Here is a 25,902-nt window from a genome sequence, read left to right on the forward strand (position 1 = left end):
ACTGAGGATCAGAAAGCTTGTTTGAATCGATGTATTTCATCCGCAGATTATGCACGAATGCTAAGAAATCCGGAGTGCAAATATTAACCAAAAAGAAGATCGTTTTTTGATTTATGAAAGAGATCTAGTGTATATCATGAATCATTTTTAAGCAGAAAAACCTATTTAAAGCTGTAGATATTCTGCGCTTTTTACGAGTCCCAAAGGTTTTAATTCAATGCAGCAGTTTTTATGAACAATGAGCATTCACATGAATATGCTTTAAAATTCTGCTGCGCAATGAATATGAACAGCTTGTTGGGTTAAGGGCTGGGTAAATGCCAGATCGCAAGCATGTAACGCCATCCGTCCGAGTGAGCTCTGTTTTGCATTCGGGTGATACAGTTGATCCCCTGTAATTGGGTGCCCAATATGCATCATGTGTACACGTAGCTGATGAGAACGCCCTGTCACTGGTGTTAATAATACTCGGCTAATGTCCTTGCTTGCGTCATAGCTAATGGCTTGATACAAGGTTTTTGAGGGTTTGCCCAATTTAAAATGCACCATCTGACGTGGGCGATTTTCCCAGTCCGTAATGAGGGGCACTTCAACACTGCCCTCACCTTCAAGTTTGCCCTGAACTAAAGCCACATATTGCTTTTGAACCGTCCGCGCTTGGAACATTTTACTCACTGCCACTTCTGCATCGCGGTGTTTCGCAAACATCAAAATGCCTGATGTTGCCATGTCTAAACGATGGGTAATTTTTGCAGCAGGATACTGCTCCAAAACACGAAGGTAGGCACTGTCATGATGCTCAGGCAAACGTCCCGGAACCGACAACAATTCCGCCGGTTTTTCGATAACAACCAAGTCTGCATCTTCATACAAAATACGTAGAGGACCTTGAGGCGGCGCATAGACAAAGTTGGGATCTAAAGGCATGGATAGACTGTGTACTGGGAGAATGTCGGCAAAATAACAACTGACTAATTCGCTGTCAATCGACTTTGGCCGATCAGGTCTAACCCTAACGATTATTGGTCCCCAATTTACCAAAGGCTGGCGCTAATGAATGAGATAAATCATCCTCCAGTAACTGTAAGATGCTTGCACTCGTGGTCGATGGATACTGATGTAGTGTGATGCGATATTCGCCCTGAAACCACTGCGATAAATGCAATGCATAGGTTTGTTTAGGCCCGAAACCTAGATGTTGTTTTAAACGGCTCTTTATACCTGTTCGTGATGATCCAACATACAGAATGTGATTGGGTTGATTTAACTTGGCACAGGCATGGGTTTTCAATGCCTTAAATGCGGCATAGTCTTGATATGTCTGCTGTATATCGCCACCGACTAGCTCTATAACATAAATATAAAGTGTATGTTGAGCAAGATCATCAAAGCTTGAAAACTCAAATATACGCTCAGCTTTAGTCTGCTGTGCCTGCAGACAATCCTGTATTAATTGATCCAGATAACCCATAACAAAATTATTTAAAATTTAGACAGTTAAGCATAACAACTTTGTGAAAAAGGACAATCTGAAGCTTAGATTAAGTTTGAGTTGTTCTGCGTGATATTTATTACATCAGCAATGCTCAAAGTTTGTTGGGAATGAATGCGAAGTTTGGAATTTTGAAAAAGATAGAAAGATTTATTATTCGATTGAATTCTTGAAAATTTTTTAGGGTGTAAGAGAAAACAGTATTGTTTACTTCAACTATCATCACTTTGTAAGTCATGATCTTATAGCCTATAAACTTCTGGTTTATAGCGTCCTAAGCTGAATCGAGACCTTTTGGGTGAGTACTGTACTCGTGTTTTGCACCACTGACAGCATGCTACTCTTTTCAATCTCTATCACACCCTTGAGATATATAGTAGTGGTATCGATGAGGGATTGTTTCCCTGAAAATTACTATTTTTGACTTATTTTAAAAATATTTTTCACATTTAAAGATATATTGAAAATATTTTCTTCTTGTATCATGTTTTAGCATTTTTTCCATCTGATAAATGACTTTTCCCGAGAATTTTCGCCAAGACTTAGTACTCAAATAACAATTATTTATGCTGTTCAAAGCACACTATTGCTTCTTTTTACTCATTTCGGACAGTAAATCCAACTGAATTTCCTGAATCTTGGCAAGACGATCCCATTGATGCATCAACAAATGATCTATCTTTTCATGTAAATGGCGAATTTCTAATTCAGCTTTTAAATTCACTTGATAATCATTTTCCGAACGCATGCGGTCTTTAGCTTCTTGACGGTTTTGGCTCATCATAATAATGGGCGCTTGTATGGCAGCGAGGCAAGACAACATCAAATTCAGCAAAATAAAAGGATAAGGATCAGCAGGATGCTTCACCATTACCACCGTATTGACTAAAATCCACACTGCTAAAAACAATGTAAAACAAATAAGAAATGCCCAGCTACCGCCGAATGTTGCAATTTTATCCGCTAGCCTTTCGCCAAAACTCCACTGCTGATCCAGCTTTTCTTCAACATTTTTGCTAATCAGATCATGCTGCTGCATGCTGTTCAGCACTTCATATTCTAAATTGGAGACTTCGCCTTGTTCGGAGTTCAGAATTGACTGTACATATTGCATACGGTATTTGGTCAAATCAGTTTGGCATATATAGTCCTGAGCACCAGATTCAGGAAAATCCTGTGCAATTTCTTCTGTAATGACTTTACGCACGATTCCCATTGGAATCATATTTTTCAGTGGGAAACTTTTTTTGCACACCAAACAAGTACGGCATTCTACTTTCCCGTTCATTCTTGCCTTGCCCAATTGAATTTTATGTTCTTTTGAGCATACTGTTTTGCCTAAATTTAATGCAAGCAGCTTGTGCTTTTACACTCAGTATTTTTTATGGTTAAGCCTATTTTAGATAGTGCAATGCAATATAGGGGGTTAAATTCAAAAGTAAAATACCAATTTTATAGACAGCCATTCCACCATAATGAATAGCGTCAAACTGCTGATCGCTCAGCTTAAACCACTGCCCATGCAGGCGTTTCATCCAATCTTTAGCAAAGACAAATACCACAAACCAAATGATTAAAATCAGATAGTTAATCACTAAGCTATACAGCAAGAAATCGCTTAAATGACTCAAGTTCATGGCAAATCTCCTAAGCGTATTTTTATCCTTAGTTTATGCCCCTTTCGAGCAATTGAATATTGCTTTTAAATTTCCGCTTAGATTTGGACTATTTTTAAGAGAGATGCCTGACGATCTTTGAGCTTGTGCTGATTTAACTGGTGTGGTTTGTTTTGTGCGGATTAAAGGAGTAATGATTTATTATTCTTTTTTATTTTGGCTTAAATTTTTGGGGTGGTATAAGAGAAAACAATGTTGTTTACTTCAACTATCATCACTTTATAAGTCATGATCTTATAGCCTATAAACTTCTGGTTTATAGCGTCCTAAGCTGAATCGAGACCTTTTGGGTGAGTACTGTACGCGTGTTTTGCACCACTGACAGCATGCTACTCTTTTCAATCTCTATCACACCCTTGAGATATACTTTAACCAAAGGGCATCGGGATTAATTTCCTAAGTTTTTCTAATTTTCCACAAATTCAGCAAATTTTTTCAGCCATTTTAGATTTAGCAGGATATTTTATCTTTTCAGCTCATTTCAGCGTTTTTTATCTGCAGATTTGTCCAATTATAAGAAAATTTTCTTTTACAACAGCTCAAACGTGCAAATACAGCGTCAAACTTAAAATGTATAGCCACTGAGCATTCATCCCCCTTAACTTCATACATCTAGGTTGAACACGACTCACAAAGTATCGTCCTCTGAGTAGAGATCTAAGCCTATCCATGTTCTGCCGATATTAGGGTTGATCTATTCAACGAGGTATTGGTCAATGAGCTAAATAGCTTTGTACCCAGTGTGCGCTAAACCACCAACCACTACATGCCGCCATGCCACAGAGTAAATTGGCCAAAATTTTATTCATTCGACTGAGGTCTGATGCATATATTTTGAGATTGATCAGATATGCAATCACGGCATATACCAGTCCAATCGCACCACCAATGATGATCAGGATCAAAGGCCATGCTGCATAGGCATGCGCCTCTGCTGGATATTTTGTAGAACGGATGGTTTCTGTGGTCATGCTGTATATCCTATTAATAACGCGATTACCTTTTTTAGTTAGCAATTTCTGCGCCATTTTTCTTGGATATACAGCTTTATTTCAAGGTTAATGCATGTTGAATTTCTAGCTTTGACTACAGCATTTATCGCAACCGACAACTTTTTCTGTTGGCCAGCTCATTCGTGCACGCTTATAAGCGAGTTCGAAATTGGCAAAATAACCAATCAATATTTGCTGGTCAAATTGCGGCATGTCTACACATCCTTGCGTACCATTGTGAATTAAATGCGAGCCATTCGTTAAGGCATTTTCATCCACTATAAATTTAATCATCTACCATTCCCCTCATTATTTTTTATAAAATTCAAATGATTAATAAATCCATATAAAAATTATGTGATTTATAATCACATAATAAAATTATGCCTTTATTGTTCAAAAATCAACCATATTTTAAAGATATTTTTAGGCGTCTCTTGGATGACTTAAACGCAGAATGATGTGCTCTTTTAGGACAGATAGTTGCAATTGTTTGATCAAATTTATGTGCTTAAGCCGAGTGCTTTGAATGTTGAGTAAAGGTATTTTTCACTCGAACTGACATCAACAAATACGGCGTCCAAATCAGACAACCCATAGTACTCGTCGCTAACTGCATGATGGTCTCTGTATCAAATGCATTTTTATCACTGAATAGCACACTCAAAATGGCACTATCACATAACTGTACCAATAAAAAACTTGCCATAAACGTAATATAGAATGTTGGAAAGTAAAGATGCTTACTAAAAAATAAGTAGACAGCACAAACTGAAAGTAAGAAAAATACAATATTTAAGATGCTTTCTATATAGAGTAAATACATCAGAGTTGGATAATAAAGTTCCGATTTTTGATCACTTATTTGACTTAACGCCTCATTTTGAAAAAGTTGATATAGGCTATAAATATCAAATGAAAGCAATAGTAGTGATAGGACAATTTTTATCCCCAACACAATAAGCCACCCGCCCAAACCTTTTAAATTCCTCTGATTGTTCTTTTTTTTGTATCACTTCTCATAATTTTAATAATCTTTATCAAACGCTGAAAAACTCAGTTTCGGATTTTTATTTCTATATTTATTAAGCATAACGCAGATCACTCACTCTAAAAGATGGATTCATTTTAGAGTGAAATGTTGATTGGTTTATAAAGGGGTGTCGACCTGTACAGTTCGTTTCTGACGAATGCGGCGAACCAGCCAGATCACGATTGCAATCACTAAGATCACAACAAAAAATGGAACTAAAAAGGCCAATACTGACAAGACTGCAGCACCAATCCATTCTCCTGTAGATAAGATGGGGTTTGCAACGCCACCTGTGGTTGCGGTAGATACACCACGCGCAGCGACAGTACTCATTTGCACTGCTGTTGCTGTACCACCACCCACGATAATTGCTGCAGCCCAACTGGCAAACTGTGACATTTCACCTGAGCTGACTGCCATTGTGGCAATGGTCCCTGCAATCATGGCTGCAGGTGTTGAAATGGTGTCGAGCGCATTATCTACCCAAGGAATATAGTAAGCTGCAATTTCACAAACCGTCGCAATTGCTAAGCCAATACAAACCGCAGGCATAGACAACCATTCGAATCCTTTCATCGGTTCGAATAGTCCTAAAATGGAAGCAACACTCATCACCAATAAAGGTACAAAGACACGGAAACCACAGGCAGCACTTAAGCCAATACCAATACACAGTCCTAATATTGTTTCCATGGGCTTCTCCGAATGGTCAAACGTACAATTTGTTTTTATATATGCTGTGTTATACGTTAGCAAAAAGCCCTATCGAGTGATAGGGCTTTTCTTTCTAAACAGCGGATAACTGTTAGTGTTTTGCAGCTTAAGCATTCTTATTGTTAAATTGATTGCCTTGGCATTTGGTACACGGTGGTAAACGATCAGTACCAATTTCTAAGTAGACGCGGTGTCCGCATTGAACACAAAAATAGAAGCCTGTTCCGGGTTTTTGACCAGCAGTAACCATTTTTGTTCTCCATGTGTTTTTAGAAATGGTAGATTCAGTATAACCCTCTTGTGATGAATGTCTATTGGTCATTTCGACAATTGATAATGGCATTTAGGCAAAGCATAATTTCGAATGGAAATTTTGGTGGGTTTACAGAGATTTGCTGAGCCAGTTTTCTACTTGCAGTTCGTCTACACGCAGAAATTCTTTTTCATTGTTTGTGACCATGACCCAATTATTTGATCGTGCATGAGCAGCTAGCCATAAATCGTTATTGCCAATTATTTGCCCCTGAAGCGCTAACTGTTTTCGAATTTGAGCATAGTGTACGGCGGTGTGTTCATCTAACTCTATAACAGGAATGATTGAAGTTAATTCATCGATAACTTTGAAAGCTTTGTCTTTCCATTGGCTTTTTTCCGCACCAAAGCGAAGTTCCCCCAAAGTAATCACTGAAATAAAAATATTGCCGTCAGGTAAATGTTTTTCAAAATGCTGACGGACAATTTCGGGTTGATGCTTGGTGATGTAAATACAAATATTGGTATCTAATAAATATTGTGTTGGCATTAGAACTCTTCTCGTTCTTGCGGTGGTTCATCCACTCTTGTTTCTGCATAAAAGTCGTCTGGCATTTGTGCCAAAACTTTAAATAATTGATCTGCTGTGACCGGTTTTTCACGCAATATGACTTCGTCACCACGGCGGAAGATTTCAACTTCCTTGCCTTCAAAGCGAAATTCTTTAGGTAACCGAATAGCTTGACTGCGACCTGTCATAAAAACTTTTGCTGTAGTCATAAAGCGACTCCATAAGTTTTGATATATACCTTATGATGGGTATTTTTTGAATATTTTTCAATCAATACTATATATTTAATAATGAACTTAAATATGGCAAAACAGGCAAAATTAATCCACTAACAACAGTTGCATGATCAGACATAAAACTTATTAATTCCTTATATTTTTCACTATATTTTACAGTTCCAACATTCCGTCCTAGCTCTTCTACTTTATTCTCTAGCTCTTGTAAAACAGAGTTTTCATCACTATTTTCTTCCTGAATCTTAGTAATTATCTCCAAGAATTCTTTTGGAATTTCATTATTTGTAGATTGTTGAATACCGCTGTTGCTATTCCCTGAAGCTAAATTCCCAACATTTCCTGAAATATTTATATTAAAAATCTGACTCACCTTATCTTGTGGGATAGGATTCGTATTCAATTTTGCTTCTCCAGCTTCAGGATTAATAACTTCTATTTCTAATACGAAATTTAATATTTTTGTTTTTACAATATCAATAATCCCCTCTAATTTTGTAGAAGGTATAACTTTCCAAGCCTGTACACACACCATATTCTTATAAATTTTATTGCTAAACATAGCCACAAAATTTGCGTCCCACGGTTGTTGTAACAGTTTACCCTTTTTAGCATTTATTACTAGTGACTCAAATTCAGCAATTGGAGCAGTTAATGAAACCGTTGTTAAATTCTTTCGAAATTCTTTAGGAAAGCAATTTGATGGAATGTCAGCATTTCTTAGCCCAGATCCAAATGCACCTGAAAAATGACCTTTTGAATTAACATCGTTATAAATTCGATAAGAAGGAATACCATCCAACGATTCATATCCATTAAGCTCTGAATCAACCCATGTTTTAAAATCTTCATTTCCCAATCGATAAGCTAAAACTTTACATCTTCTTAATAAATCAGAAACTTTAATATTAGAGTTTACTGCATCGTTCTGAATTTCTCTTAAAAGAGACATTTTTCATTTTCCAAAAAATAAAGCCATATCTGACATATGGCTTTATTGAATTATTTCAAGTATTAAAAGGACTTATTTTAAATTACGCCACATTTCCTTCCAAGAAATCCTGTGCAAAGCGCTGCAATACACCACCCGCTTCATACACATGCACTTCTTCTTCAGTGTCTAAACGGCAAGTCACAGGCACTTTAATAATTTCATTTTTGCCGTCTGCCGTCGAACGCTCAACCACCAAAGTCAGGTCAGAACGCGGCGCGATATTGCCAATCACGCTATACAGCTCAGTACCATCCAGCTTCAAAGTTTTACGGTCTGTACCCGTTTTAAACTCAAGCGGCAGCACGCCCATACCTACTAAGTTAGTACGGTGAATACGCTCAAAACCTTCTGCCACGATCACTTCTACACCTGCAAGGCGCACACCTTTAGCAGCCCAGTCACGGCTCGAACCTTGACCGTAGTCCTTACCTGCAATGATGATCAGCGGCTGCTTACGATTCATATAAGTTTCGATCGCTTCCCACATACGCATCACTTCGCCTTCTGGCTCTACGCGCGCTTTTGAACCTTGCTTGATCGTACCGTCAGAACGAACCACCATTTCATTAAACAATTTCGGGTTCGCAAATGTTGCACGTTGTGCAGTCAAATGGTCGCCACGGTGGGTTGCGTATGAGTTAAAGTCTTCTTCAGGCACGCCCATTTTATGCAGGTACTCACCCGCTGCCGAATCCATCATGATCGCATTTGAAGGCGATAAATGGTCAGTGGTGATATTGTCAGGCAAGATCGCAAGCGGACGCATATTTGCAAGTGTACGTGGTGCAGCCAAAGCCCCTTCCCAATACGGCGGACGGCGGATATAAGTACTTTGCGGACGCCAGTCGTATAGTGGGCTTGCCGCTTTTTCACGCTCACCCAAATCAAACATTGGTATATACACTTTCTTAAACTGTTCAGGCTTCACCGCTTCTTTTACCAGTGCATCAATTTCAGCATCAGACGGCCAAATATCTTTCAAGTAAATTGGATTACCGTCTTTGTCATTGCCGAGTGAATCAGTTTCGATATCAAAACGAATCGTTCCTGCAATGGCATACGCCACAACTAAAGGCGGAGACGCCAAGAATGCTTGTTTTGCGTATGGGTGGATACGGCCGTCAAAGTTACGGTTACCTGAAAGTACCGCCGTTGCGTACACATCACGGTCAATAATTTCTTGCTGAATCACAGGGTCTAGAGCGCCTGACATACCGTTACATGTGGTACATGCGTAGGCTACGATACCAAAGCCAAGTTTCTCTAAATCACCGAGTACACCTGCTTCTTCGAGATATAAAGCAGCGGCTTTAGAACCCGGTGCAAAAGATGATTTCACCCACGGTTTACGTACTAAGCCCAATTCATTGGCTTTACGTGCTAGTAAGCCTGCCGCAACGGTATTACGCGGGTTAGAGGTATTGGTACATGAAGTAATTGCAGCGATGATCACCGCGCCATCTGGAATTAAACCTTCCGCTTCTTGCGCACGCGCTGCGTCTAAGTTACCTGCAATACCTTTGGCTTTTAAGTCTGCTGTTGATACACGCGCATGCGGGTTCGATGGCCCTGCTATATTACGAGTCACTTTCGACAAATCGAAACGCAGTACACGCGGATATTCCGCTGCGGTCATATCTGACGCCCAAAGACCGATTTCTTTGGCATAGCCTTCAACCAATTTCACTTGATCCGCTTCACGGCCTGTCAGCGTTAGGTAATCAATGGTGTTTTGATCGATGTAGAACATTGCAGCCGTTGCGCCGTATTCAGGGGTCATATTCGAGATCGTTGCACGGTCACCCACTGACATGCTGTCAGCACCTTCACCGAAGAACTCTAAATAAGCACCGACCACACGTTCTTTACGTAAGAATTCTGTGAGCGCTAATACGATATCGGTTGCGGTAATGCCTGCTTGACGCTGACCTACAAGTTCTACACCAATGATGTCAGGCAGACGCATCCAAGATGCACGTCCCAGCATCACATTTTCAGCTTCTAAACCGCCGACACCGACAGAAATTACGCCCAAGGCATCAGTATGCGGCGTATGTGAGTCTGTGCCCACGCAAGTGTCTGGGAATGCCAGACCATCACGGTTTTGAATCACTGGAGACATTTTTTCCAAGTTGATTTGGTGCATGATACCGTTGCCCGCAGGGATCACATCAACATTTTCAAAGGCTGTTTTGGTCCATTCAATGAAATGGAAACGGTCTTCGTTACGGCGGTCTTCAATCGCGCGGTTTTTCTCAAATGCGTCAGGGTCAAAACCGCCAAACTCTACAGCTAGAGAATGGTCAACAATCAGCTGAGTCGGCACTACAGGATTGACTTTTGACGGGTCGCCGCCTTGGTCTGCAATCGCATCACGCAAGCCTGCAAGGTCAACCAAGGCGGTTTGACCAAGGATGTCATGGCACACCACACGCGCAGGGTACCAAGGGAAATCGTGGTCTTGTTTGCGGTTAATCAGTTCTTTTAATGACTGTTCTAAGATTGCAGGGTCGCATTTACGCACCAGCTGCTCTGCAAGGACTTTAGATGTATATGGGAGTTTTGCGTATGCGCCTGGCTGAATATCTTCTACGGCTTGGCGCACATCGAAGTATTCTAGCTGGGTGCCTTGCAGCGGTTTACGGTAGTTGTTGTTCATAGCGTTCCTGCCCTCAGTCTTTCATTTTTGCGTTGTCTTTTTCATAGACAATTCATCTTTGTTCGATAGGCATACTACACTGCCGAAAACCCATTTCCCAAATCTTATATATTTCATATAGTTAATTATAAAAACAGGGGTTTTGGAAATATTTAGTTACATTAACTTTGGAATATTCACTCTAAATTCCGCATTTGCCGAAAATTCATCCGATTTTAAGCCCCTTCTTTAGTCTTATATCAGCATTCAAACAGTATTTTCCTGCCGGTTCGCTGGCTGCGCGCGCTTTATTCGGCTCTGCCGCATCATGGTGTTAAACGTAATATTTTGATTACTTCTCTCTATTTAGGGATATTTCTGCGCTGTATTCATATTTAAACTCTGCATAGCCGCTCTAGATTTTCAGTCCCGCTGCATTGCGCGGGGCGTATTCCTGCACCGCAGGCCTGTTTGTGCTTTTGATGGGGCAATGCTCGTTTTTACATCACACGCTGCAGCAGATTTCTGCGCAGCGTTTTCTTCTTATTTAAAGCTTATTTTCAGCGCTGGCCTGCCTCAGCGCAGCCTGACTATGTGCTATATTTCAGTCCATATATATTTCAGCATTTTGCATAGGCGATCTTATGACTGACGCTTCCCTCAGCTTCCAAAAATTCACCTTAAACGGTGTAGACGCACAAAAATTCCTGCAAGGCCAAGTCACTTTGCATGCGGAGCGTCTGGAAGAAAATCAAACCCGCTATACCGTGATCTGCGACCTGAAAGGCCGCATTCATTTTGGCCTGTGGCTGACCAAACACAGTCCTGAAAGTTTTGAGATTGTCACAACGGCAGATCAAGCCGAAGAATTTGCCAAACACATTAAAAAATTCGGCGCTTTTTCAAAAATGAAACTGGAAGAAGCCGGTGCAGTTTTCCCGGCCTTGACTGAAAACACAACAACCTTCGCAACTGAAGCAACAGATATCGCCGCTTGGGAAATTCAAGCCATTCAAGCAGGCCAAGCCTATATTGACCAAGCGATTGAACATGTGTTCCAACCGCAAGAGTTACGTCTACATCAGCGTGAAGGCGTCCACTATGACAAAGGCTGTTATTTGGGTCAGGAAGTGATTGCACGTTTATGGTTTAAAGCCAAACCAAAAGCTTGGTTGCATGCAATTCAAGGCACAGGAACTGCGCCTGCACAAGGCGAACAGCTGAATAAAGGCGTACAAGTGGTCAATAGCGCGGCTGTAGAAAATGGTTATGTAGCTTTAGTGGTGGCACGTCCAGAAGCTTTGGAAGAGTTAGATGTGACAGTTTTAGCCTTGCCTGAAGCATTGAATGGTGATGTGGCGAGACCTGCTTAAACATCTTAATTTTTAAAATAAGAGCCAAATTACAAAAGCTGTTTGGCTCTTATTCTGATTACTATTTAAAATTACAACAAAATATAAAGATTTATAAAAATGCTTATCCCTTTTCCATTTCGCTTTTTCTTATTGAATTGCCTCATTCTCATTAGTTGTTTTATATCGCCAAATATTTATGCCGAGATAAATTCAGCGGTATTGGAAGAGCTACAAAATAGCAATGTGGTCGATCAAACCAATTCGCTTTCCCGCGATGAAATTGCCCAGTTAAAAAATCAAAACGAGCAGCTTTATCAGCAAAAGCATGTCGACTTTAAAATTTTGATGATTCCCTCGACCAATGGAAAAGCTATTGATCAATATGCACTTGAGATATTCAATAAACTTAAAATTGGCAATGAAAAGCTCGATAACGGCTTACTACTTTTGGTTGCAAAAGATGATCGTAAAATACGGTTCGAGGTAGGTTATGGTTTAGAGGGAGATTTAACTGATATAGAAGCTGGGCGCATAATTCGACACACCCTCGCTCCAAATTTCCAAAATAATGACTATTTTAATGGCTTTAAAGAAACACAAAAAAAGTTACTAGATAAATCAATTACTCTTGGTAAACCTAAAAACGAAGATCAAAAAATAGATCACATTCTAAAAACAACAGCTGGAATATTTCTATCATTCTTATTGTGTATCCCACTCTATTGGTGTTACACAAAAGTGATTATTAAATTTGGTACTAATGGTGCCTTAGGTGCTTTTATTGGACTCCTTATCTTTGAAATTTTTATTCATCTTTTGATTTTTGGTTATTTAAATTTTGAAAAAATTGCATTTTTACTTTGCGCATCTATTCCTCTTTATGCCCCTTTTATGTTGACTATATTTCTTCCCTTCAATGAACAATACAGGTTACTTAAAACTATTTTATACAGCTTACCACTTCAGATTTTTGCTTTATTTGGCTTCGGCATTTTTTACTTCATCGAATTCTATCCTCAAATATCATTCATTATATTAACAACCATAACCACTTGTTTTATTTTGCTTTTATTAAGATATGCAGTGTTTTTATATCGATTCAGAGCAGGTACTGAAAATACCTATCTCACTGCTTTTTATAATCAATATTTACAAGAAAAAGCACGTCAAAAAATGTTGGATGAACAATATGAGCGTTTAAATCCTTTCAATAGAACGAACGAATCAAGTCAGTCTTCTTCCTCTAGTTACAGCTCTTCATCGTCAAGCAGCAGTTCTTCATCAGGAAGCAGCTCAAGTAGTTCTTCCTCTTCTTCAAGAGAATCAGGAGGAAGCTCAGGTGGTGGTGGCGCCTCGGGTTCATGGTAATACCTAAAACGAAGTTGCGATTAAATCGTAATTTTTAAAATCCAATCATTTAAAGCCAAAGCCTAAAAATTTTGGCTTTTATATCACTCATTTTTTTCCCTCACAAAATAAACCACCCCACCCCGATCATCCGAAAAATAAAAGGAATTTGCATCAATTCGCTAAATATCCGCAGGTCGCCCATGCACCGTTTTACCGACTAAAAAACCATCCATAAAGGTTTCTAGCTTTTGTCCTTTGCGCATAATTGTAATTTGATAGCCATGACCAATGGCTGCGTCGGTAGAACCATGCAAAGCCACTAAAAAAGCATTTTTAATCGTATCGTCCGTGTTTGGATCATCAAAATAATCAAAACCCAATGCAGAGGAATGTGAAGAAAAATAAGCATAGGGCGATGGAACATTTTTACAGCCAGATGCACGTTTAAATTTCGGATCAGCTAAGACTTTGCCCAGCCATGAATAACATGCGGGCCAGCCATAATCGGCATCCCGCTTTAACGCATAAAAAGTTTCATCAGGCTTTTTACTTCCCAAATGATCAGAACCTTGATTGGTCGCAAATAGAAATCTACCGATCCATTTTAATCCAACTGCATTACGCAAACCTGTCGCATACATCCGTTGCTCTGAACCATCAGGATTCATCTCGATGACTGAGGCTCGCACTTTTTCTTTTCCTACACAGGCGTTACAACTCGAGCCAACCGACACATAAATCTTTCCATTTCCACCGACTGCAATCGTCCGCGTCAGATGCCAACCGCCGTATTTATAACTCAAACCATAATCGGGAAATGTCGCTAAAACTTCAGCCTTACTCGAAGGCTGAGTTTCTCCTTTGTTGAATTTTTGCCGTGTCAGTTGGTGCGTTTCCGCCAAATAGAGCCAATCCTGTCCTTGAGCATCGGTATAAAACTGAACTGAATTTGGATTTCTCAAACCAGTCAAATAAGGAATGATTTTGCCAAATTTACCTGTGTCAGCATTCCAATCATCCAATATATAGACAGTACCTTTTTTATTATCTGTTAGATCATACATATCCGTGACAAACATTCTGCGATCAGGCGCTTGCGCAAAAAAGCGTACCCGTTTGAGACCTTCAGCAGCAGGAATGATCTCGAAATTTGCAGGCAAATTTAATGAAAACTGCTTGCCATTTTTTAAATGGATTGGATGAGGTACAAGCTTGGGTTGTTGAGCCCAACTGGTCATTGAACAGACGAAACCAAGGATCAAGATGGCGCTTATTTTTATCATATTTAAATACATCTCAATGAATCATGTATATCTGTATTCATCATAGATGCCTTGTATCTATTTTATTCAATTTATATTTTTAGAAAATATTATACTTTTGAAAATTAAAGTTTTTTTAATCACATACGCTGTTACAGTACACAACAGTTAAAATAAGGAGGAACTTTATTCCCCCCTCACGTCTTCGTTTTTAAATCATGATTTTAATCAAAATCCATGAAATAACTTATTCATATCTTTGCATACATATTCTTTAAAATGATAGGCGCGCGCATGTTTGGCATCAAATTTAGCTTCTAAATCGCCTTTTTTGAAAATATAAACCCGATCCTCTTTACTGACTAAAAACTCTGCACCCAGTTTCATCAAAAGCGCATCTATTTTATCTTCATCTGCAATCGATTCATCTGCATTGATTTTATCGTAATTGCGTTTAATGCCTTTAATAAACATCGCGCTGCCTCTGAGAAAATAACAATGCGCGATTAAATCAGAGTCCTGCTTTTTTGCAAAGGCTTTTGATGCAATAAAGTCATGGCATTTAAAGCGCTAAGGGCAATCAACATTATTTTATAAAAACGCTTTAAATCACAATTCCTCACTTTACATTTACGTAAATCTACCTATGATGTAAAAACCGACAAAAATAACCACCAAAACACATAAACGGAATTATGTGTATGATTTACAAAAGGTTTCAAGATGAAAAAAATCCTACTCGCAAGCATTATAGCAATGAGCGCTCAATTGGCTTTTGCTGAAACTAAAACAGATGCCGTCGATCCTGAATTTGCTAAAGTGGAAGCTATGGTCAAGGCCAAAGATATGAATGGTGCCTACCAGACACTGAGCAAGCTTGCAGCAAAAGGTAATGCTCAGGCCATTTATAATTTGGGCTATCTTACTCAAACAGGTCAAGGCGTAGCGAAGGATGAGAAAAAAGCCATCCAACTCTATGAACAGGCTGCAGCCAAAGGTTACCCAGTTGCTAACTATGTTTTAGGTAAAAATTATGCAACGGGCACACTGAGCTTAAAACAAGATACCAATAAGGCCAAACAATATTTAGAACGCGCATCTTCGGCAGGGTTTGACGATGCCTCCATCGACTATGCCATTTTACTTTTTGCAGAAAATAAGCCTGAGTCAGATAAATTGGCACTCAGCAAACTTGATCCGCTGATTAAAAAAGGCAACTACCCTGCGATTCATGCCAAAGCGCTTTATGACATCAGTGCTGGCTTTAAAGCTAAAAATGAAAAGCCTATTCAGCAAGGTCTAAATAGCATTCAAGAGTTAGCGAAAAAAGGTTATGTCCCTGCATTGATGGCAGTGGGCAATATGTTTGTAAATGGCAATATCATCCCGCAAAATTTGCCTGAAGCTAAAAAAATATTTAGCGCATTAGCCAAAGAAAATATTCCGCAAGCCAAAGAATCTTTGGCAACCGTGGATAAAATGATTGCTGAACAAGCCAAAGCACCTAAAGCCAATGCGAAAAAGAGTTAATTGAGCATTAAAAAAAGCCCTGCACATGCAGGGCTTTTTCATGGGTTTAAGCAAATCTTGAGCTGATCAAAATCACGCCCACCACAGACTGATTAATACACCTGTTACGACAAAGCCCAAGATAGTACTCATCAACAAAGGCGTTAAGGTCTTTTCATTTAAGCCATACACTTGTCCTAGCATGGCAAAAATCGTCGGCATCGGTAATGCGGCAATAATCGTCCCTGCATATAACATCTCTTGGCTGACATCGGTCAAATAACGTAAGCCTAAATAAGTCAGTAAAGGCATCACCAAGTTGCTTGAAATCACCAAATAGAAGCTCTGAGCATTCACATACTTTAAGCTCATACCGACAATCCCTCCACCAATTGCAAACAGTGCCAGTGGTGAAGCCGTTTGACCTAACATCGCTAGTACATCATTGATTTGATGAGGCAAACGAATTTGGAAAATTGCAAACCCAATCCCTAGCATTACCCCTGCAAAGAGTGGATTTTTTAACAGGGTTAATAAGGTATTTTTGATGATGTCGCCAATATTGGCTTTTTGCTGTGAACTTCCTAATTGCGCAAGGACCAGCACCGTTGGAATCAGCAGCACACTTTCAATGATGACGATTAATGAGGTATAGGTCATCGCATTTTGACCGACCAATAAGCTTAGGACTGCAGTGCCAATTAAGCCTGTATTTGACATGCCAGCGCCTAATGACAGTACCGCAGTTTGCGACATATTATTTTTAAAATGTGTCGACAATAGCCAATAGGCCATACCATACAGTAAAAACGTGACTCCGGTATAAACAAAAAAATAGCCGGGATACCAAATTTGATGCAAATCTTTAGAAGCTAATGACTGAAAAAACAAAGCCGGCAGTGCAATCTTAATCACAAATGCACCAATGGTTCCGACCTGTTCTTTACTCAATAAACTGCATTTTACCGACAGATATCCCAAGGCCAAAAGAAAAAAGATTGGACCAATCACCTCAAAGACCATACGAAATATCCTGTGTAATAGACTCTTCCATCCACACCCTCAACCTGAGAGTGTGGATCGGACCTCTATTTTGAAAATTAGAAAGCCGTAAATTGACTTCTTTGTGCATGCGGCTGACAGCGTAAGTACTGCGGAGAAATTTTTAAATTTTCACCGAGTTCTGCAGCAGCATGCCATGGCCAACGCGGGTCATATTGAATTGCACGAGCTAGACCAATCGCATCTGCCATACCATATTGTAAGATGCCTTCGGCTTGCATTGCTTCGGTAATTAAACCCACAGCAATTACGGGAACCTGAACGGCTTGCTTAATGGCTTCAGCAAAAGGCACTTGATAACTGGCTTGTAATTGAATTTTTTGCGCAACATCTAAGCCGCCACTAGAAACATGAATATAGGCTGTTCCTAGTTGTGCAAGCGCTTTTGACAAGCCAATTGCCGAGTCTAGATCCCAACTCGGTGCTTCAGTATATTCCATCCAGTCAGTTGCGGAAATACGTACCCCAATTGGATAATCTTCAGGAACGGCATTTTTCATGGCTTGGAACACTTCAAGCGTCAGCCGAATGCGATTTTCCAGACTGCCACCATATTCATCGCTACGCCGATTCGACAATGGTGACATAAATTGATGCAGCAAATAACCATGTGCAGCATGTAGCTCAATTAAGTCAAAGCCTGCATCTACCGCACGTTTTGCTGAATCGGCAAAGTCTTGAATGATCTGCTGGATTTCATCTCGGCTTAAAGCATGGGGTGCATGATCTGTGGCATTAAAGGGCAAATCACTGGCTGACACAGTTTGCCATCCTTGAGGATGATTTGGAGGTAATTGTCCACGTCCTGCCCACGGTTTATCTGTCGATGCCTTACGACCCGCATGTGCCAGTTGGATAGCAAATGGCATAGGTGAAAGTGATTTCACCTTGGCCAATAGTGCCTTCATCTGTGCACGTTGCATATCATTCCAAAGGCCGAGGTCTGCATAGCTAATGCGCCCCTCTGCCTGTACGGCCGTTGCCTCGATGATACATAGTCCGGCACCTGACAAGGCATAATTCGCCCATTGTTGCTCATGCCAATAGCTTAACTCCCCTTGCTCATTGGCAGAATATTGACACATGGGTGCAATCACGATTCGATTAGTCAGCCCCAATGTTCCAAACTGAATTGGTTGAAATAACAACGCCACATTACTCTCCTTTTAGAAGGCTTTGGTCACACTTAATCCTGCACTCCAATTCAAACCATCCGCGGGTTCAAAGAAGCGTCCATTTCCATCATTGACGATCACTGAACCGACATAGTTTTCATCAAACAAATTATCTACACGTACATAGGTTTTAACTTTCCAATCTGCTTGTTTCCACACATAACCAGCGTTGGCAGAAACCACGGTATAGCTCGACGCAGCATCACTGTTGGCATCATCGACATAGACTTTATCCATATAGCGAACATCTAGGCCGGCATTAAAGCCAATATCTGGCAGCCAATTCAGTGCGGCAAACGCTTGGTTTTTGGCAATACCCGGAATATAGGTGCCTTTGACGACATCACTGTCAGGAATTGCGGCATCAAAAGTGGCATCGATATAACTGTAACTTGCTTGCGCGCTTAAATCTCGCCATAGCTGTTTATTCCACGAAAGCTCCACACCTTCACGTAAGGTTTTATCGGCATTTTTATAGGTTGCACGACCATTGATACTTCCTGCAGAGACGATGTCATCTTGAGTTTTGCTTTGGAACACCGCTGCAGTGAAATTCCCCAATGCATTTTGTGATTTAAGCCCAAGCTCGTAGTTATCGCTACTGGCCGGTTTTAAATCAAAATTCATACCGTCATCTTTAGAATAGGCCATTTCTGTAAAGGTCGGTGTTTCAAAACCTTTGGCATAACTGGCATAGGCATTCAGTTGAGGCGCAATATTCCAACTTAATGCTGCTGAAGGTAAAACTTTGTCATAGTCGGTTTTACCGCTGTCATCCTTATTTAAACCCACGACATATTTATCGTCAGATTCATAATGAACATTGCTATATCGTAGCCCTGTATCTAAAGTCCAATTGGGTAAAAAATTCCACGAAGCTTGGACATAGGGATCTAAATTCCACAAGGTGTTATTTTCATTTCGACGAATATTGCCATTCTTGCCAAAATTTCCATTGGCATCAAAATTTTCATAGCCCTTACGGTCTTCATCCATATAATCAAAGGCAAGGCCTGCAGTAAAACGCGTATTCGGCAAAAGGTCTTTGCCTGTCCAGCGAATATCTGTTCCATAATAATCACGGCTAAAATCAATCACACCACCTGCATGGCGCGCATTATTTTGTGGATTTTTGGGGATGGACTGATACTGCACCACATCACGTTGCCCCATATACACCATTGCATTGAGTTCATGCTGCTCATTCAATGGTTTTTTCCACGTCAACCCAGTTTGAGTTTGGCTAATTTCCTTACGTACATCATAGGTATTATTGGCATCATTAACTTGTTTCGGATTTTGACGCAATTGCTCCCGATTCAGACCTTGTGGATCATCGGCATTGATATCCACATGATTCACAATCCAATTGACCTTGGAACCATCATCCAAATCCCACGTCAGTTTTGCATTGCTGAGTACCTTATTTGCAGCACTATGATCACGGTAGCCATCGGTTTCAAAATAAGAAGAACTCACAACATAGCTAGGTTCATTGGCCTGTTCTGAGCCACCTTGCAGCACAATATCAGCACGGCTTTTATTATGACTGCCGCCTGAATAGCCGAGTTCGATGGAGTCTTTTCCAGTACCTTGCTTGGTCGTTGTTAAAATCGCCCCACCCGAAGAGTTACCATATAAAGAGGAAAATGGCCCGCCCAATACCTCGATATGATTTAAGCTACTCATATCGATATTTGACGTCTGTCCCTGACCATCCGGCATGGTCGCAGGGATTCCATCAACATATAAACGGATACCACGCACACCAAATGTTGAACGTGCGCCAAAGCCTCGCATAGACAGTTGCAAGTCTTGTGCGTAGTTTTCACGGTTATTCAGTTGCAGGCCGGGCACACCTTTTAAGGTTTCGGACAGATTTACACCCGTATTGTTATTATTTTCAGCCTGCTGTACACGGTATACCGATGCAGGTGTTTTTAACCACGTGGTATTGGTTCGTGGTGCTTCAATGGTAATCTCAGGAAGTAAAACAGGTTCCGTAGAACCTGTTTCTGCATACAGCTGTTGGCTAATACATGCCGTCAGGCAAAGTAAATGTGTCTTAAATGATGTGACGTTAAATTTACTTTGCATAGAGCACCTATTTTGACATTAGAAGATTACCTTAGAGCTTAAACCAATTAGGAAAGCATCATCAACTCGATTTGTTGAGCCTGGGTTAATCACATATTGTAAACTAGGGCGAATCATCAACCATTTCGTCGGGTTATGGCTATAGTTCAACTCGACATTATATTCTGCACTTGCATCAAATTTCTCAGCAGAAAGTCGATCATTGACATGTACACGGTTCACGCCCAAGCCAACCATATCGTTAGGTAAACGATCGGCCAATCCAATGTATTTCAAACCCAACTGCTGTGAGTTATCAACTTTTGTGGTGACACGATCATGCCAAGTAAAATTGGCAAAGCTATGCAAACCACGTTTGCCTTCACCTGTAGACGTTAACTGTTGCTCAATCGCTACCCAACCACCAAAGGTACGATCTTCAGCTTCACCCGAAATAATGTCTTTTTGATTTTTTACATTATCTGCAGTGTTGTACATCGCACCAAAGCGGTAGCTGCCCGGTAAGCCATTCACCAATGCTTTCGGTGTCCAAATGATTTCTACAGGAATAGTTACACCATCGGCATCATCGGTATCCAAATTCCAACCATGGCGTTCCAAAGCATTTTCAGGGTTGTATTCATACACACCCGCTTGTACAGCAAGTTCTGGGCTAAGCTCTTGCTTCACACGTGCGCCCCACTGTGAAACTGGGGTATTCATCCAAATATTGCCTTGCCATTTACCCATTTGCGCAGCGCAAAATGCAGTACTGGCAAAGTCACAGCCCGTCACGTTAAAGTCCATGCCCAAACCTAAACGGCCTGCTTTAATGCTTAAGCCTTGCTGTTTAAATTGCTTTTCAATAGACAGTTCAGATAAGCGAGTTTTCTGATTACCACGACCAAAATTGGCTTGTGCATTTGCCAATTGAGGAACATCTCCTTGCAAATCACGAACTGAGGTACTTTGACCTTGACGAGCAGTCATTACAGCACGCACAGTCACACCACCCCAACCTGCGAGTTTTTCCATATCAAGCTGTGTACCTAACCACAATTGGCTGGCTACCGTTGCTGAATGTCCCGGATTACGACCGCCATCGGCAAGATAGGCAGCATCAGCAGCAATATTGGCCTCAAACTTCACACCTTGTTGTGCAAGTTCGGTACGTTTACCATCCCAATCCCCGAGCATGTACTGACCTTTAGTGTCGAATGCTTCTGCGGCGTGAACATGTGTCATGGCTGCTGCAACAAATGCAGGTAGAAAAGCTAGACTGTATTTTTTCATGGTAAAACCTAAATCTGGAGAGAGTCTCTAGACAAGCCACAAGGCTTGAAATCTAATGTCACAAAAATTACATAATTTTTCACGTTCTATCTCAGCATTATTTTTATCATTCACAAAACTTTAATTTATCGATAAATGATTTTAAATAAATCTATTGTTATATAATTATTTTAATTGTTATTTTTCAACACCTTATATTTTTGAAAAATTAAATTTTAAAATTCTGATCGCTTACTTAAACTCATTATCGTGACTTATTGGTTTATTATTCTCACAATAAATAACCTACAACCTGTTTAACCTTTTACTCAGACCGCCATGAAACTTGCATTCTGTAGGGCTAGGCCCAATAGTATGCATAACTTGAATGACCCATTGCTTCGACCTATATGCCTGAATTACCAGAAGTAGAAACCACTAAAACCAGTTTATTGCCATTATTAAATGAAAAGGTTCTCAAAGTTGAGGTTTTTCAGTCGAGCCTGCGTTGGCCTATTCCTGACGACATTCAAAAACTCGTCGGACAAAAGCTGCTTCAGCTCAGCCGTCGATCAAAATATATTTTGGCTGAATTTGAACAGGACAGCATGCTATGGCATTTGGGCATGTCTGGCAGTTTTCGGATTTGTGAAGGTCATGAAGCATTACGAAAGCATGATCATCTGGTGATTCATTTTGAAGATATGCAATTACGCTATCATGATCCGCGCCGTTTTGGCTGTATTTTATGGTTAGATGCATCATCTCAAAGCAAACTGATTGACACGCTTGGCCCTGAACCGCTGAGTGATGCGTTTAATGCTGAATACTTATTCCAAAAATTTAAAAATAAACAGACCGGTATCAAAGTGTCGATCATGGACAATCATATTGTGGTTGGTGTCGGCAATATCTATGCAACGGAAAGCTTATTTAACTTAGGCATACACCCTGCGCAGCCTGCATCAAGTTTGAGTTTTGAACAAGTTGAAAAAATGGTCATCGAAATCAAACGCATTTTAAAACAGGCAATTGATTTAGGCGGTTCGACGTTACGTGATTACACCAATGCGATGGGCGAAAATGGTTATTTCCAACAAACTCTGCTCGCCTACGGACGTGCCGGTGAAATGTGCATCAACTGTGAAACCATCTTGCAAAATATCAAACTAGGGCAACGTGCATCGGTGTTTTGCCCAGAGTGTCAGCCTTTAAAAAAGGTTAAAATGCTGAGTAAGAAAACCGTGAAAGGAAATAACGCATGAAGTCTGCGATTGTTCGCCACATATTAGTTAAAGATAAAGAACTATGTGAGCAACTGAAAAAGAAAATCAAAGGCGGTGCGGACTTTGCCAAAATTGCAAAGCAGCATTCGACATGCCCTTCGGGTAAAAAAGGCGGTGAGCTTGGCGACATTAAAAAAGGCCAACTGGTTGGTCCAATTGATAAGGCAGTTTTTACTTTGCCCGAACGTGAACTGCATGGCCCGATCAAAAGCCAGTTTGGCTGGCATTTGTTAGAAATTAAGTTTCGGATGGATTTTTAATCTCCTAAATCCCCCCTTTGAAAAGAAGGAATTCTCCTCCCTTTTTAAAATGGAGGTCGGAAGGGATTCAATAAAAAACGGCACTTCAAAGTGCCATTTTAAATGCTAAAGGATTAACCTTTACGTTTTAATTCATCACGAATTTCACGAAGTAATTCGATATCTTCTGGAGTCGCCTCTGGAGCTGGCTCTTCAACTTTTTGACGGCGCAATTTGTTCATCAATTTCACTAACCAGAATACGACCCATGCCAAAAGCAAGAAGTTGATTAAGATAGTTAAGAAGTTACCGTAAGCCAACACATTAAGGCCTGCATCCTGTGCTGCTTTGAGCGTGGTGAGGTTATTTGGATTATCGCCCAATACTAAGAACCAATTTGAATAATCAACGTCACCACCAAGGATCCAAGAAATAAAAGGCATGATAATGTCTTTTACCATGGAATCGATGATTTTACCGAAAGCACCACCAATGATGACACCTACAGCCAAGTCCATCACGTTGCCTTTTACGGCAAATTCTCTAAATTCTTGAATAATACTCATGTGATCTCCAGAAATTTTTTCAGCTTTAATTTTGTGACGAAGTATACATTATATCTGTATAACTATTTCCACCTAATTTACTTGGTTTATATTAGATTCTAAATACCATGTATAAAAATTCACACAAAACATTTTTGATTTTGGTAATACATTCTATTAAAAGGGATTTATCAAAATTATACATGTCGAATTAAATGAATAAAGTCATTCAATTTTTGCATTTTTATTCAAAACACCCATGCATAAAAAAACCGCTAACCTAAGTCAGCGGTTTTTTTGAAACTGTAAAATTAACCGTTACGGTTACGTTTACGTTCGTTTTCAGTCAACCAGCGTTTACGGATACGGATTGACTTAGGCGTTACTTCAACTAATTCGTCGTCTTCAATAAATTCAAGCGCTTGTTCAAGCGTAAATTCAATGTGCGGAACGAGAGTCAACGCATCATCAGTACCAGAAGCACGTACGTTAGTTAACTGTTTCGCTTTAGTTGGGTTAACAGTCATGTCATCTGAACGCGAGTTAATACCAACGATCATACCTTCATAAACTTCTAACTGAGGTTTAGCAAATAGACGGCCACGGTCTTGTAAGCTGAAAAGTGCATAGCCCAAGCAAGTACCTTGAACCATAGAAATCAACACACCATTTTGACGTTTCGCAACAGTACCTTGTTTCATAGGACCGTAGTGCGAGAAGCTTGAAGTCATGATACCTGTACCTGAAGTCATAGTTAAGAATTCAGAACGGAAACCAATCAAACCACGTGAAGGAACTGTTGCTTCAATACGGATACGGCCTTTACCGTCAACTTCCATATTGGTCATTTCACCTTTACGGTGACCCATTTGTTCCATTACAGCGCCTTGGTGCTGCTCTTCAACGTCAAACGTTACGTTTTCGTATGGCTCTTGTTTTTCACCATCAATTTCTTTGATGATTACTTGTGGACGTGATACGCCCATTTCGAAGCCTTCACGACGCATGTTTTCAATAAGAACTGAAAGGTGAAGCTCACCACGACCAGATACTTTGAAACGGTCAGGACTGTCAGTATCTTCAACACGTAATGCTACGTTGTGAATCAATTCGCGATCTAGACGTTCACGGATATTACGTGAAGTTACGAATTTACCTTCTTTACCAGCAAACGGTGAGTTGTTTACTTGGAAAGTCATCGATACTGTAGGTTCGTCTACAGAAAGTGCAGGTAAAGCTTCAACTGCTTTTGGATCACAGATTGTGTCAGAGATATGAAGTTCATCAATACCCGTTACACAAACGATGTCACCAGCAGAAGCTGATTCAACATCGATACGCTCTAAACCATGGTAACCCATGATTTTTAAGATACGACCGTTACGTGTTTTACCGTCTTTGTCGATTACAGTTACAGGAGTGTTTAATTTCACTGAACCACGTTGAATACGACCAACACCGATAACACCTACGAAGCTATTATAGTCAAGTGAAGACACTTGCATTTGGAATGGACCGTCAACGTCAACTGCTGGTGGTTCAACGATGTCTACAATTGTTTCGAACAATGGAGTCATGTCTTCAGCAAGTTCTTCTGGAGATGGACCAGCCACACCACGAAGACCTGAAGCATATACAACTGGGAAGTCTAACTGTTCGTCAGAACCACCAAGGTTGTCGAACAAATCGAATACTTGGTCAATTACCCAGTCTGGACGAGCGTTTGGCTTGTCGACTTTGTTAATAATTACGATTGGTTTCAAACCACGTGCGAACGCTTTTTGCGTTACAAAACGAGTTTGTGGCATTGGGCCTTCTTGAGAGTCAACAAGAAGAAGTACGCAGTCAACCATTGACATTACACGTTCTACTTCACCACCGAAGTCGGCGTGTCCCGGGGTATCCACGATATTGATACGGTATTCAGTGTTAGTACGCTTGTCTAACCATTTGATTGCAGTGTTTTTTGCAAGAATGGTAATACCACGTTCACTTTCAATAGCGCCAGAATCCATTACACGTTCGATCTCGCCTGCGCGATCGCCAAGAGCACCTGATTGCTGTAAAAGTTTGTCTACAAGAGTAGTTTTACCATGGTCGACGTGCGCGATGATGGCAATGTTACGGAGAGTTTTAATATCTGACATGTGAATTCGATACGCCTAAAGTTTGAGGG

The 25,902-nt window shown here is 40.3% G+C and carries 25 protein-coding genes and 1 pseudogene; 5 read left to right on the forward strand and 21 right to left on the reverse strand.

Features of this window, described 5'->3' with window-relative positions:
• Window positions 1-261: 261 nt before the first annotated feature.
• The 13 genes from FTT77_RS13950 to acnD all read right to left on the reverse strand — a co-directional run bounded on the left by FTT77_RS13950 (window position 262) and on the right by acnD (window position 10,616).
• Entirely contained in the window at window positions 262-927 is a 666-nt protein-coding gene (locus tag FTT77_RS13950) for a pseudouridine synthase (protein WP_180109450.1), read from the reverse strand.
• A gap of 85 nt (window positions 928-1,012) precedes the next feature.
• Window positions 1,013-1,471: a GIY-YIG nuclease family protein gene (locus FTT77_RS13955; protein WP_180055553.1), complete on the reverse strand. Its 459-nt coding sequence runs from the start codon at window positions 1,469-1,471 to the stop codon at window positions 1,013-1,015.
• 604 nt (window positions 1,472-2,075) lie between these two features.
• Entirely contained in the window at window positions 2,076-2,780 is a 705-nt protein-coding gene (locus FTT77_RS13960; RefSeq protein ID WP_180027256.1) for a DUF1003 domain-containing protein, read from the reverse strand.
• Between the two features lie 106 nt (window positions 2,781-2,886).
• The gene (locus FTT77_RS13965) at window positions 2,887-3,129 is read right to left on the reverse strand and encodes a DUF6868 family protein (protein ID WP_078191128.1); all 243 of its coding nucleotides are present in this window, start codon (window positions 3,127-3,129) and stop codon (window positions 2,887-2,889) included.
• A 752-nt stretch (window positions 3,130-3,881) separates the two neighbouring features.
• Window positions 3,882-4,139 (reverse strand): hypothetical protein, encoded by a 258-nt coding sequence (locus FTT77_RS13970; RefSeq protein WP_180027257.1) that lies wholly within the window; start codon window positions 4,137-4,139, stop codon window positions 3,882-3,884.
• A 105-nt stretch (window positions 4,140-4,244) separates the two neighbouring features.
• Window positions 4,245-4,454: a hypothetical protein gene (locus tag FTT77_RS13975; RefSeq protein WP_078191130.1), complete on the reverse strand. Its 210-nt coding sequence runs from the start codon at window positions 4,452-4,454 to the stop codon at window positions 4,245-4,247.
• A gap of 217 nt (window positions 4,455-4,671) precedes the next feature.
• Window positions 4,672-5,136: a DUF2569 domain-containing protein gene (locus FTT77_RS13980; RefSeq protein WP_180082307.1), complete on the reverse strand. Its 465-nt coding sequence runs from the start codon at window positions 5,134-5,136 to the stop codon at window positions 4,672-4,674.
• A 174-nt stretch (window positions 5,137-5,310) separates the two neighbouring features.
• Window positions 5,311-5,886 carry a DUF4126 domain-containing protein gene (locus tag FTT77_RS13985; protein WP_111884815.1) on the reverse strand — a complete coding sequence of 192 codons (576 nt, stop codon included), beginning with the start codon at window positions 5,884-5,886 and terminating at the stop codon, window positions 5,311-5,313.
• 127 nt (window positions 5,887-6,013) lie between these two features.
• Window positions 6,014-6,250, reverse strand: a complete 237-nt coding sequence (locus tag FTT77_RS13990) for a hypothetical protein (RefSeq protein WP_143221616.1) — start codon at window positions 6,248-6,250, stop codon at window positions 6,014-6,016.
• Window positions 6,251-6,289: 39 nt separating this feature from the next.
• Window positions 6,290-6,709 carry a type II toxin-antitoxin system VapC family toxin gene (locus FTT77_RS13995; RefSeq protein ID WP_078192327.1) on the reverse strand — a complete coding sequence of 140 codons (420 nt, stop codon included), beginning with the start codon at window positions 6,707-6,709 and terminating at the stop codon, window positions 6,290-6,292.
• Entirely contained in the window at window positions 6,709-6,939 is a 231-nt protein-coding gene (locus FTT77_RS14000; protein ID WP_078191134.1) for an antitoxin, read from the reverse strand. The genes FTT77_RS13995 and FTT77_RS14000 overlap by 1 nt, the downstream gene beginning before the upstream one ends.
• A 67-nt stretch (window positions 6,940-7,006) precedes the next feature.
• Entirely contained in the window at window positions 7,007-7,915 is a 909-nt protein-coding gene (locus tag FTT77_RS14005) for a hypothetical protein (protein WP_180027259.1), read from the reverse strand.
• An 82-nt stretch (window positions 7,916-7,997) separates the two neighbouring features.
• Window positions 7,998-10,616 carry a Fe/S-dependent 2-methylisocitrate dehydratase AcnD gene (gene acnD / locus FTT77_RS14010; protein WP_180027260.1) on the reverse strand — a complete coding sequence of 873 codons (2,619 nt, stop codon included), beginning with the start codon at window positions 10,614-10,616 and terminating at the stop codon, window positions 7,998-8,000.
• Between the two features lie 623 nt (window positions 10,617-11,239).
• Between acnD and FTT77_RS14015 the strand changes: the two genes are divergently transcribed.
• Both FTT77_RS14015 and FTT77_RS14020 read left to right on the forward strand, forming a co-directional pair.
• Window positions 11,240-11,968, forward strand: coding sequence for a folate-binding protein YgfZ (locus tag FTT77_RS14015; RefSeq protein WP_180027261.1), 729 nt, complete (start codon window positions 11,240-11,242; stop codon window positions 11,966-11,968).
• Window positions 11,969-12,067: 99 nt separating this feature from the next.
• Entirely contained in the window at window positions 12,068-13,318 is a 1,251-nt protein-coding gene (locus FTT77_RS14020) for a YgcG family protein (RefSeq protein ID WP_180027262.1), read from the forward strand.
• 83 nt (window positions 13,319-13,401) lie between these two features.
• On the opposite strand, the pseudogene FTT77_RS14025 reads toward FTT77_RS14020, so the two are convergent.
• Together FTT77_RS14025 and FTT77_RS14030 are read right to left on the reverse strand one after the other, a co-directional pair.
• Window positions 13,402-14,583, reverse strand: a pseudogene (locus FTT77_RS14025) (sorbosone dehydrogenase family protein).
• Window positions 14,584-14,790: 207 nt separating this feature from the next.
• Entirely contained in the window at window positions 14,791-15,036 is a 246-nt protein-coding gene (locus FTT77_RS14030; RefSeq protein ID WP_078191141.1) for a hypothetical protein, read from the reverse strand.
• 249 nt (window positions 15,037-15,285) lie between these two features.
• On the opposite strand from FTT77_RS14030, the gene FTT77_RS14035 reads away from it, so the two are divergent.
• Complete coding sequence (locus FTT77_RS14035) at window positions 15,286-16,092, forward strand: tetratricopeptide repeat protein (RefSeq protein ID WP_180027264.1); 807 nt, start codon at window positions 15,286-15,288, stop codon at window positions 16,090-16,092.
• Between the two features lie 72 nt (window positions 16,093-16,164).
• Here FTT77_RS14035 and FTT77_RS14040 read toward each other — a convergent pair whose 3' ends face one another.
• The 4 genes from FTT77_RS14040 to FTT77_RS14055 all read right to left on the reverse strand — a co-directional run bounded on the left by FTT77_RS14040 (window position 16,165) and on the right by FTT77_RS14055 (window position 21,677).
• A complete protein-coding gene (locus FTT77_RS14040) occupies window positions 16,165-17,094 on the reverse strand; it encodes an AEC family transporter (protein ID WP_180055562.1) in 930 nt (309 codons plus the stop codon).
• 77 nt (window positions 17,095-17,171) lie between these two features.
• Complete coding sequence (locus FTT77_RS14045; protein ID WP_180066340.1) at window positions 17,172-18,287, reverse strand: NADH:flavin oxidoreductase/NADH oxidase; 1,116 nt, start codon at window positions 18,285-18,287, stop codon at window positions 17,172-17,174.
• 12 nt (window positions 18,288-18,299) lie between these two features.
• Window positions 18,300-20,405 carry a TonB-dependent receptor gene (locus tag FTT77_RS14050; RefSeq protein WP_180109451.1) on the reverse strand — a complete coding sequence of 702 codons (2,106 nt, stop codon included), beginning with the start codon at window positions 20,403-20,405 and terminating at the stop codon, window positions 18,300-18,302.
• A gap of 18 nt (window positions 20,406-20,423) precedes the next feature.
• A complete protein-coding gene (locus tag FTT77_RS14055; RefSeq protein WP_180109452.1) occupies window positions 20,424-21,677 on the reverse strand; it encodes a carbohydrate porin in 1,254 nt (417 codons plus the stop codon).
• Between the two features lie 389 nt (window positions 21,678-22,066).
• Here FTT77_RS14055 and mutM point away from each other — a divergent pair, with 389 nt between their 5' ends.
• Window positions 22,067-22,921, forward strand: a complete 855-nt coding sequence (gene mutM, locus FTT77_RS14060; RefSeq protein WP_180059797.1) for a bifunctional DNA-formamidopyrimidine glycosylase/DNA-(apurinic or apyrimidinic site) lyase — start codon at window positions 22,067-22,069, stop codon at window positions 22,919-22,921.
• The gene (locus FTT77_RS14065; RefSeq protein ID WP_086198859.1) at window positions 22,918-23,202 is read left to right on the forward strand and encodes a peptidylprolyl isomerase; all 285 of its coding nucleotides are present in this window, start codon (window positions 22,918-22,920) and stop codon (window positions 23,200-23,202) included. The genes mutM and FTT77_RS14065 overlap by 4 nt, the downstream gene beginning before the upstream one ends.
• A 113-nt stretch (window positions 23,203-23,315) precedes the next feature.
• On the opposite strand, the gene mscL is transcribed toward FTT77_RS14065, so the two are convergent.
• Entirely contained in the window at window positions 23,316-23,747 is a 432-nt protein-coding gene (gene mscL, locus FTT77_RS14070) for a large conductance mechanosensitive channel protein MscL (RefSeq protein WP_078192339.1), read from the reverse strand.
• A 290-nt stretch (window positions 23,748-24,037) separates the two neighbouring features.
• Window positions 24,038-25,873, reverse strand: coding sequence for a translational GTPase TypA (gene typA / locus FTT77_RS14075; RefSeq protein WP_111884800.1), 1,836 nt, complete (start codon window positions 25,871-25,873; stop codon window positions 24,038-24,040).
• Window positions 25,874-25,902 lie beyond the last annotated feature (29 nt).

Origin of the sequence: Acinetobacter sp. YH01010 (assembly GCF_013420775.1) — a bacterium.
Classification (GTDB): domain Bacteria; phylum Pseudomonadota; class Gammaproteobacteria; order Pseudomonadales; family Moraxellaceae; genus Acinetobacter; species Acinetobacter amyesii.

Bases quoted from the DNA above. Each gene is read 5' to 3' on its own strand.
- FTT77_RS14015 (WP_180027261.1), top strand. From the start codon at position 11,240: ATGACTGACGCTTCCCTCAGCTTCCAAAAATTCACCTTAAACGGTGTA.
- FTT77_RS14055 (WP_180109452.1), bottom strand. From the start codon at position 21,677: ATGAAAAAATACAGTCTAGCTTTTCTACCTGCATTTGTTGCAGCAGCC.
- FTT77_RS13960 (WP_180027256.1), bottom strand. From the start codon at position 2,780: ATGAACGGGAAAGTAGAATGCCGTACTTGTTTGGTGTGCAAAAAAAGT.
- FTT77_RS13970 (WP_180027257.1), bottom strand. From the start codon at position 4,139: ATGACCACAGAAACCATCCGTTCTACAAAATATCCAGCAGAGGCGCAT.
- FTT77_RS13955 (WP_180055553.1), bottom strand. From the start codon at position 1,471: ATGGGTTATCTGGATCAATTAATACAGGATTGTCTGCAGGCACAGCAG.
- FTT77_RS13965 (WP_078191128.1), bottom strand. From the start codon at position 3,129: ATGAACTTGAGTCATTTAAGCGATTTCTTGCTGTATAGCTTAGTGATT.
- FTT77_RS14005 (WP_180027259.1), bottom strand. From the start codon at position 7,915: ATGTCTCTTTTAAGAGAAATTCAGAACGATGCAGTAAACTCTAATATT.
- typA (WP_111884800.1), bottom strand. From the start codon at position 25,873: ATGTCAGATATTAAAACTCTCCGTAACATTGCCATCATCGCGCACGTC.
- FTT77_RS14065 (WP_086198859.1), top strand. From the start codon at position 22,918: ATGAAGTCTGCGATTGTTCGCCACATATTAGTTAAAGATAAAGAACTA.
- FTT77_RS13975 (WP_078191130.1), bottom strand. From the start codon at position 4,454: ATGATTAAATTTATAGTGGATGAAAATGCCTTAACGAATGGCTCGCAT.
- mscL (WP_078192339.1), bottom strand. From the start codon at position 23,747: ATGAGTATTATTCAAGAATTTAGAGAATTTGCCGTAAAAGGCAACGTG.
- FTT77_RS13995 (WP_078192327.1), bottom strand. From the start codon at position 6,709: ATGCCAACACAATATTTATTAGATACCAATATTTGTATTTACATCACC.
- FTT77_RS13950 (WP_180109450.1), bottom strand. From the start codon at position 927: ATGCCTTTAGATCCCAACTTTGTCTATGCGCCGCCTCAAGGTCCTCTA.
- FTT77_RS14050 (WP_180109451.1), bottom strand. From the start codon at position 20,405: ATGCAAAGTAAATTTAACGTCACATCATTTAAGACACATTTACTTTGC.
- FTT77_RS14035 (WP_180027264.1), top strand. From the start codon at position 15,286: ATGAAAAAAATCCTACTCGCAAGCATTATAGCAATGAGCGCTCAATTG.
- acnD (WP_180027260.1), bottom strand. From the start codon at position 10,616: ATGAACAACAACTACCGTAAACCGCTGCAAGGCACCCAGCTAGAATAC.
- FTT77_RS13990 (WP_143221616.1), bottom strand. From the start codon at position 6,250: ATGCCATTATCAATTGTCGAAATGACCAATAGACATTCATCACAAGAG.
- FTT77_RS13985 (WP_111884815.1), bottom strand. From the start codon at position 5,886: ATGGAAACAATATTAGGACTGTGTATTGGTATTGGCTTAAGTGCTGCC.
- FTT77_RS14020 (WP_180027262.1), top strand. From the start codon at position 12,068: ATGCTTATCCCTTTTCCATTTCGCTTTTTCTTATTGAATTGCCTCATT.
- FTT77_RS14030 (WP_078191141.1), bottom strand. From the start codon at position 15,036: ATGTTTATTAAAGGCATTAAACGCAATTACGATAAAATCAATGCAGAT.
- FTT77_RS14040 (WP_180055562.1), bottom strand. From the start codon at position 17,094: ATGGTCTTTGAGGTGATTGGTCCAATCTTTTTTCTTTTGGCCTTGGGA.
- FTT77_RS14000 (WP_078191134.1), bottom strand. From the start codon at position 6,939: ATGACTACAGCAAAAGTTTTTATGACAGGTCGCAGTCAAGCTATTCGG.
- mutM (WP_180059797.1), top strand. From the start codon at position 22,067: ATGCCTGAATTACCAGAAGTAGAAACCACTAAAACCAGTTTATTGCCA.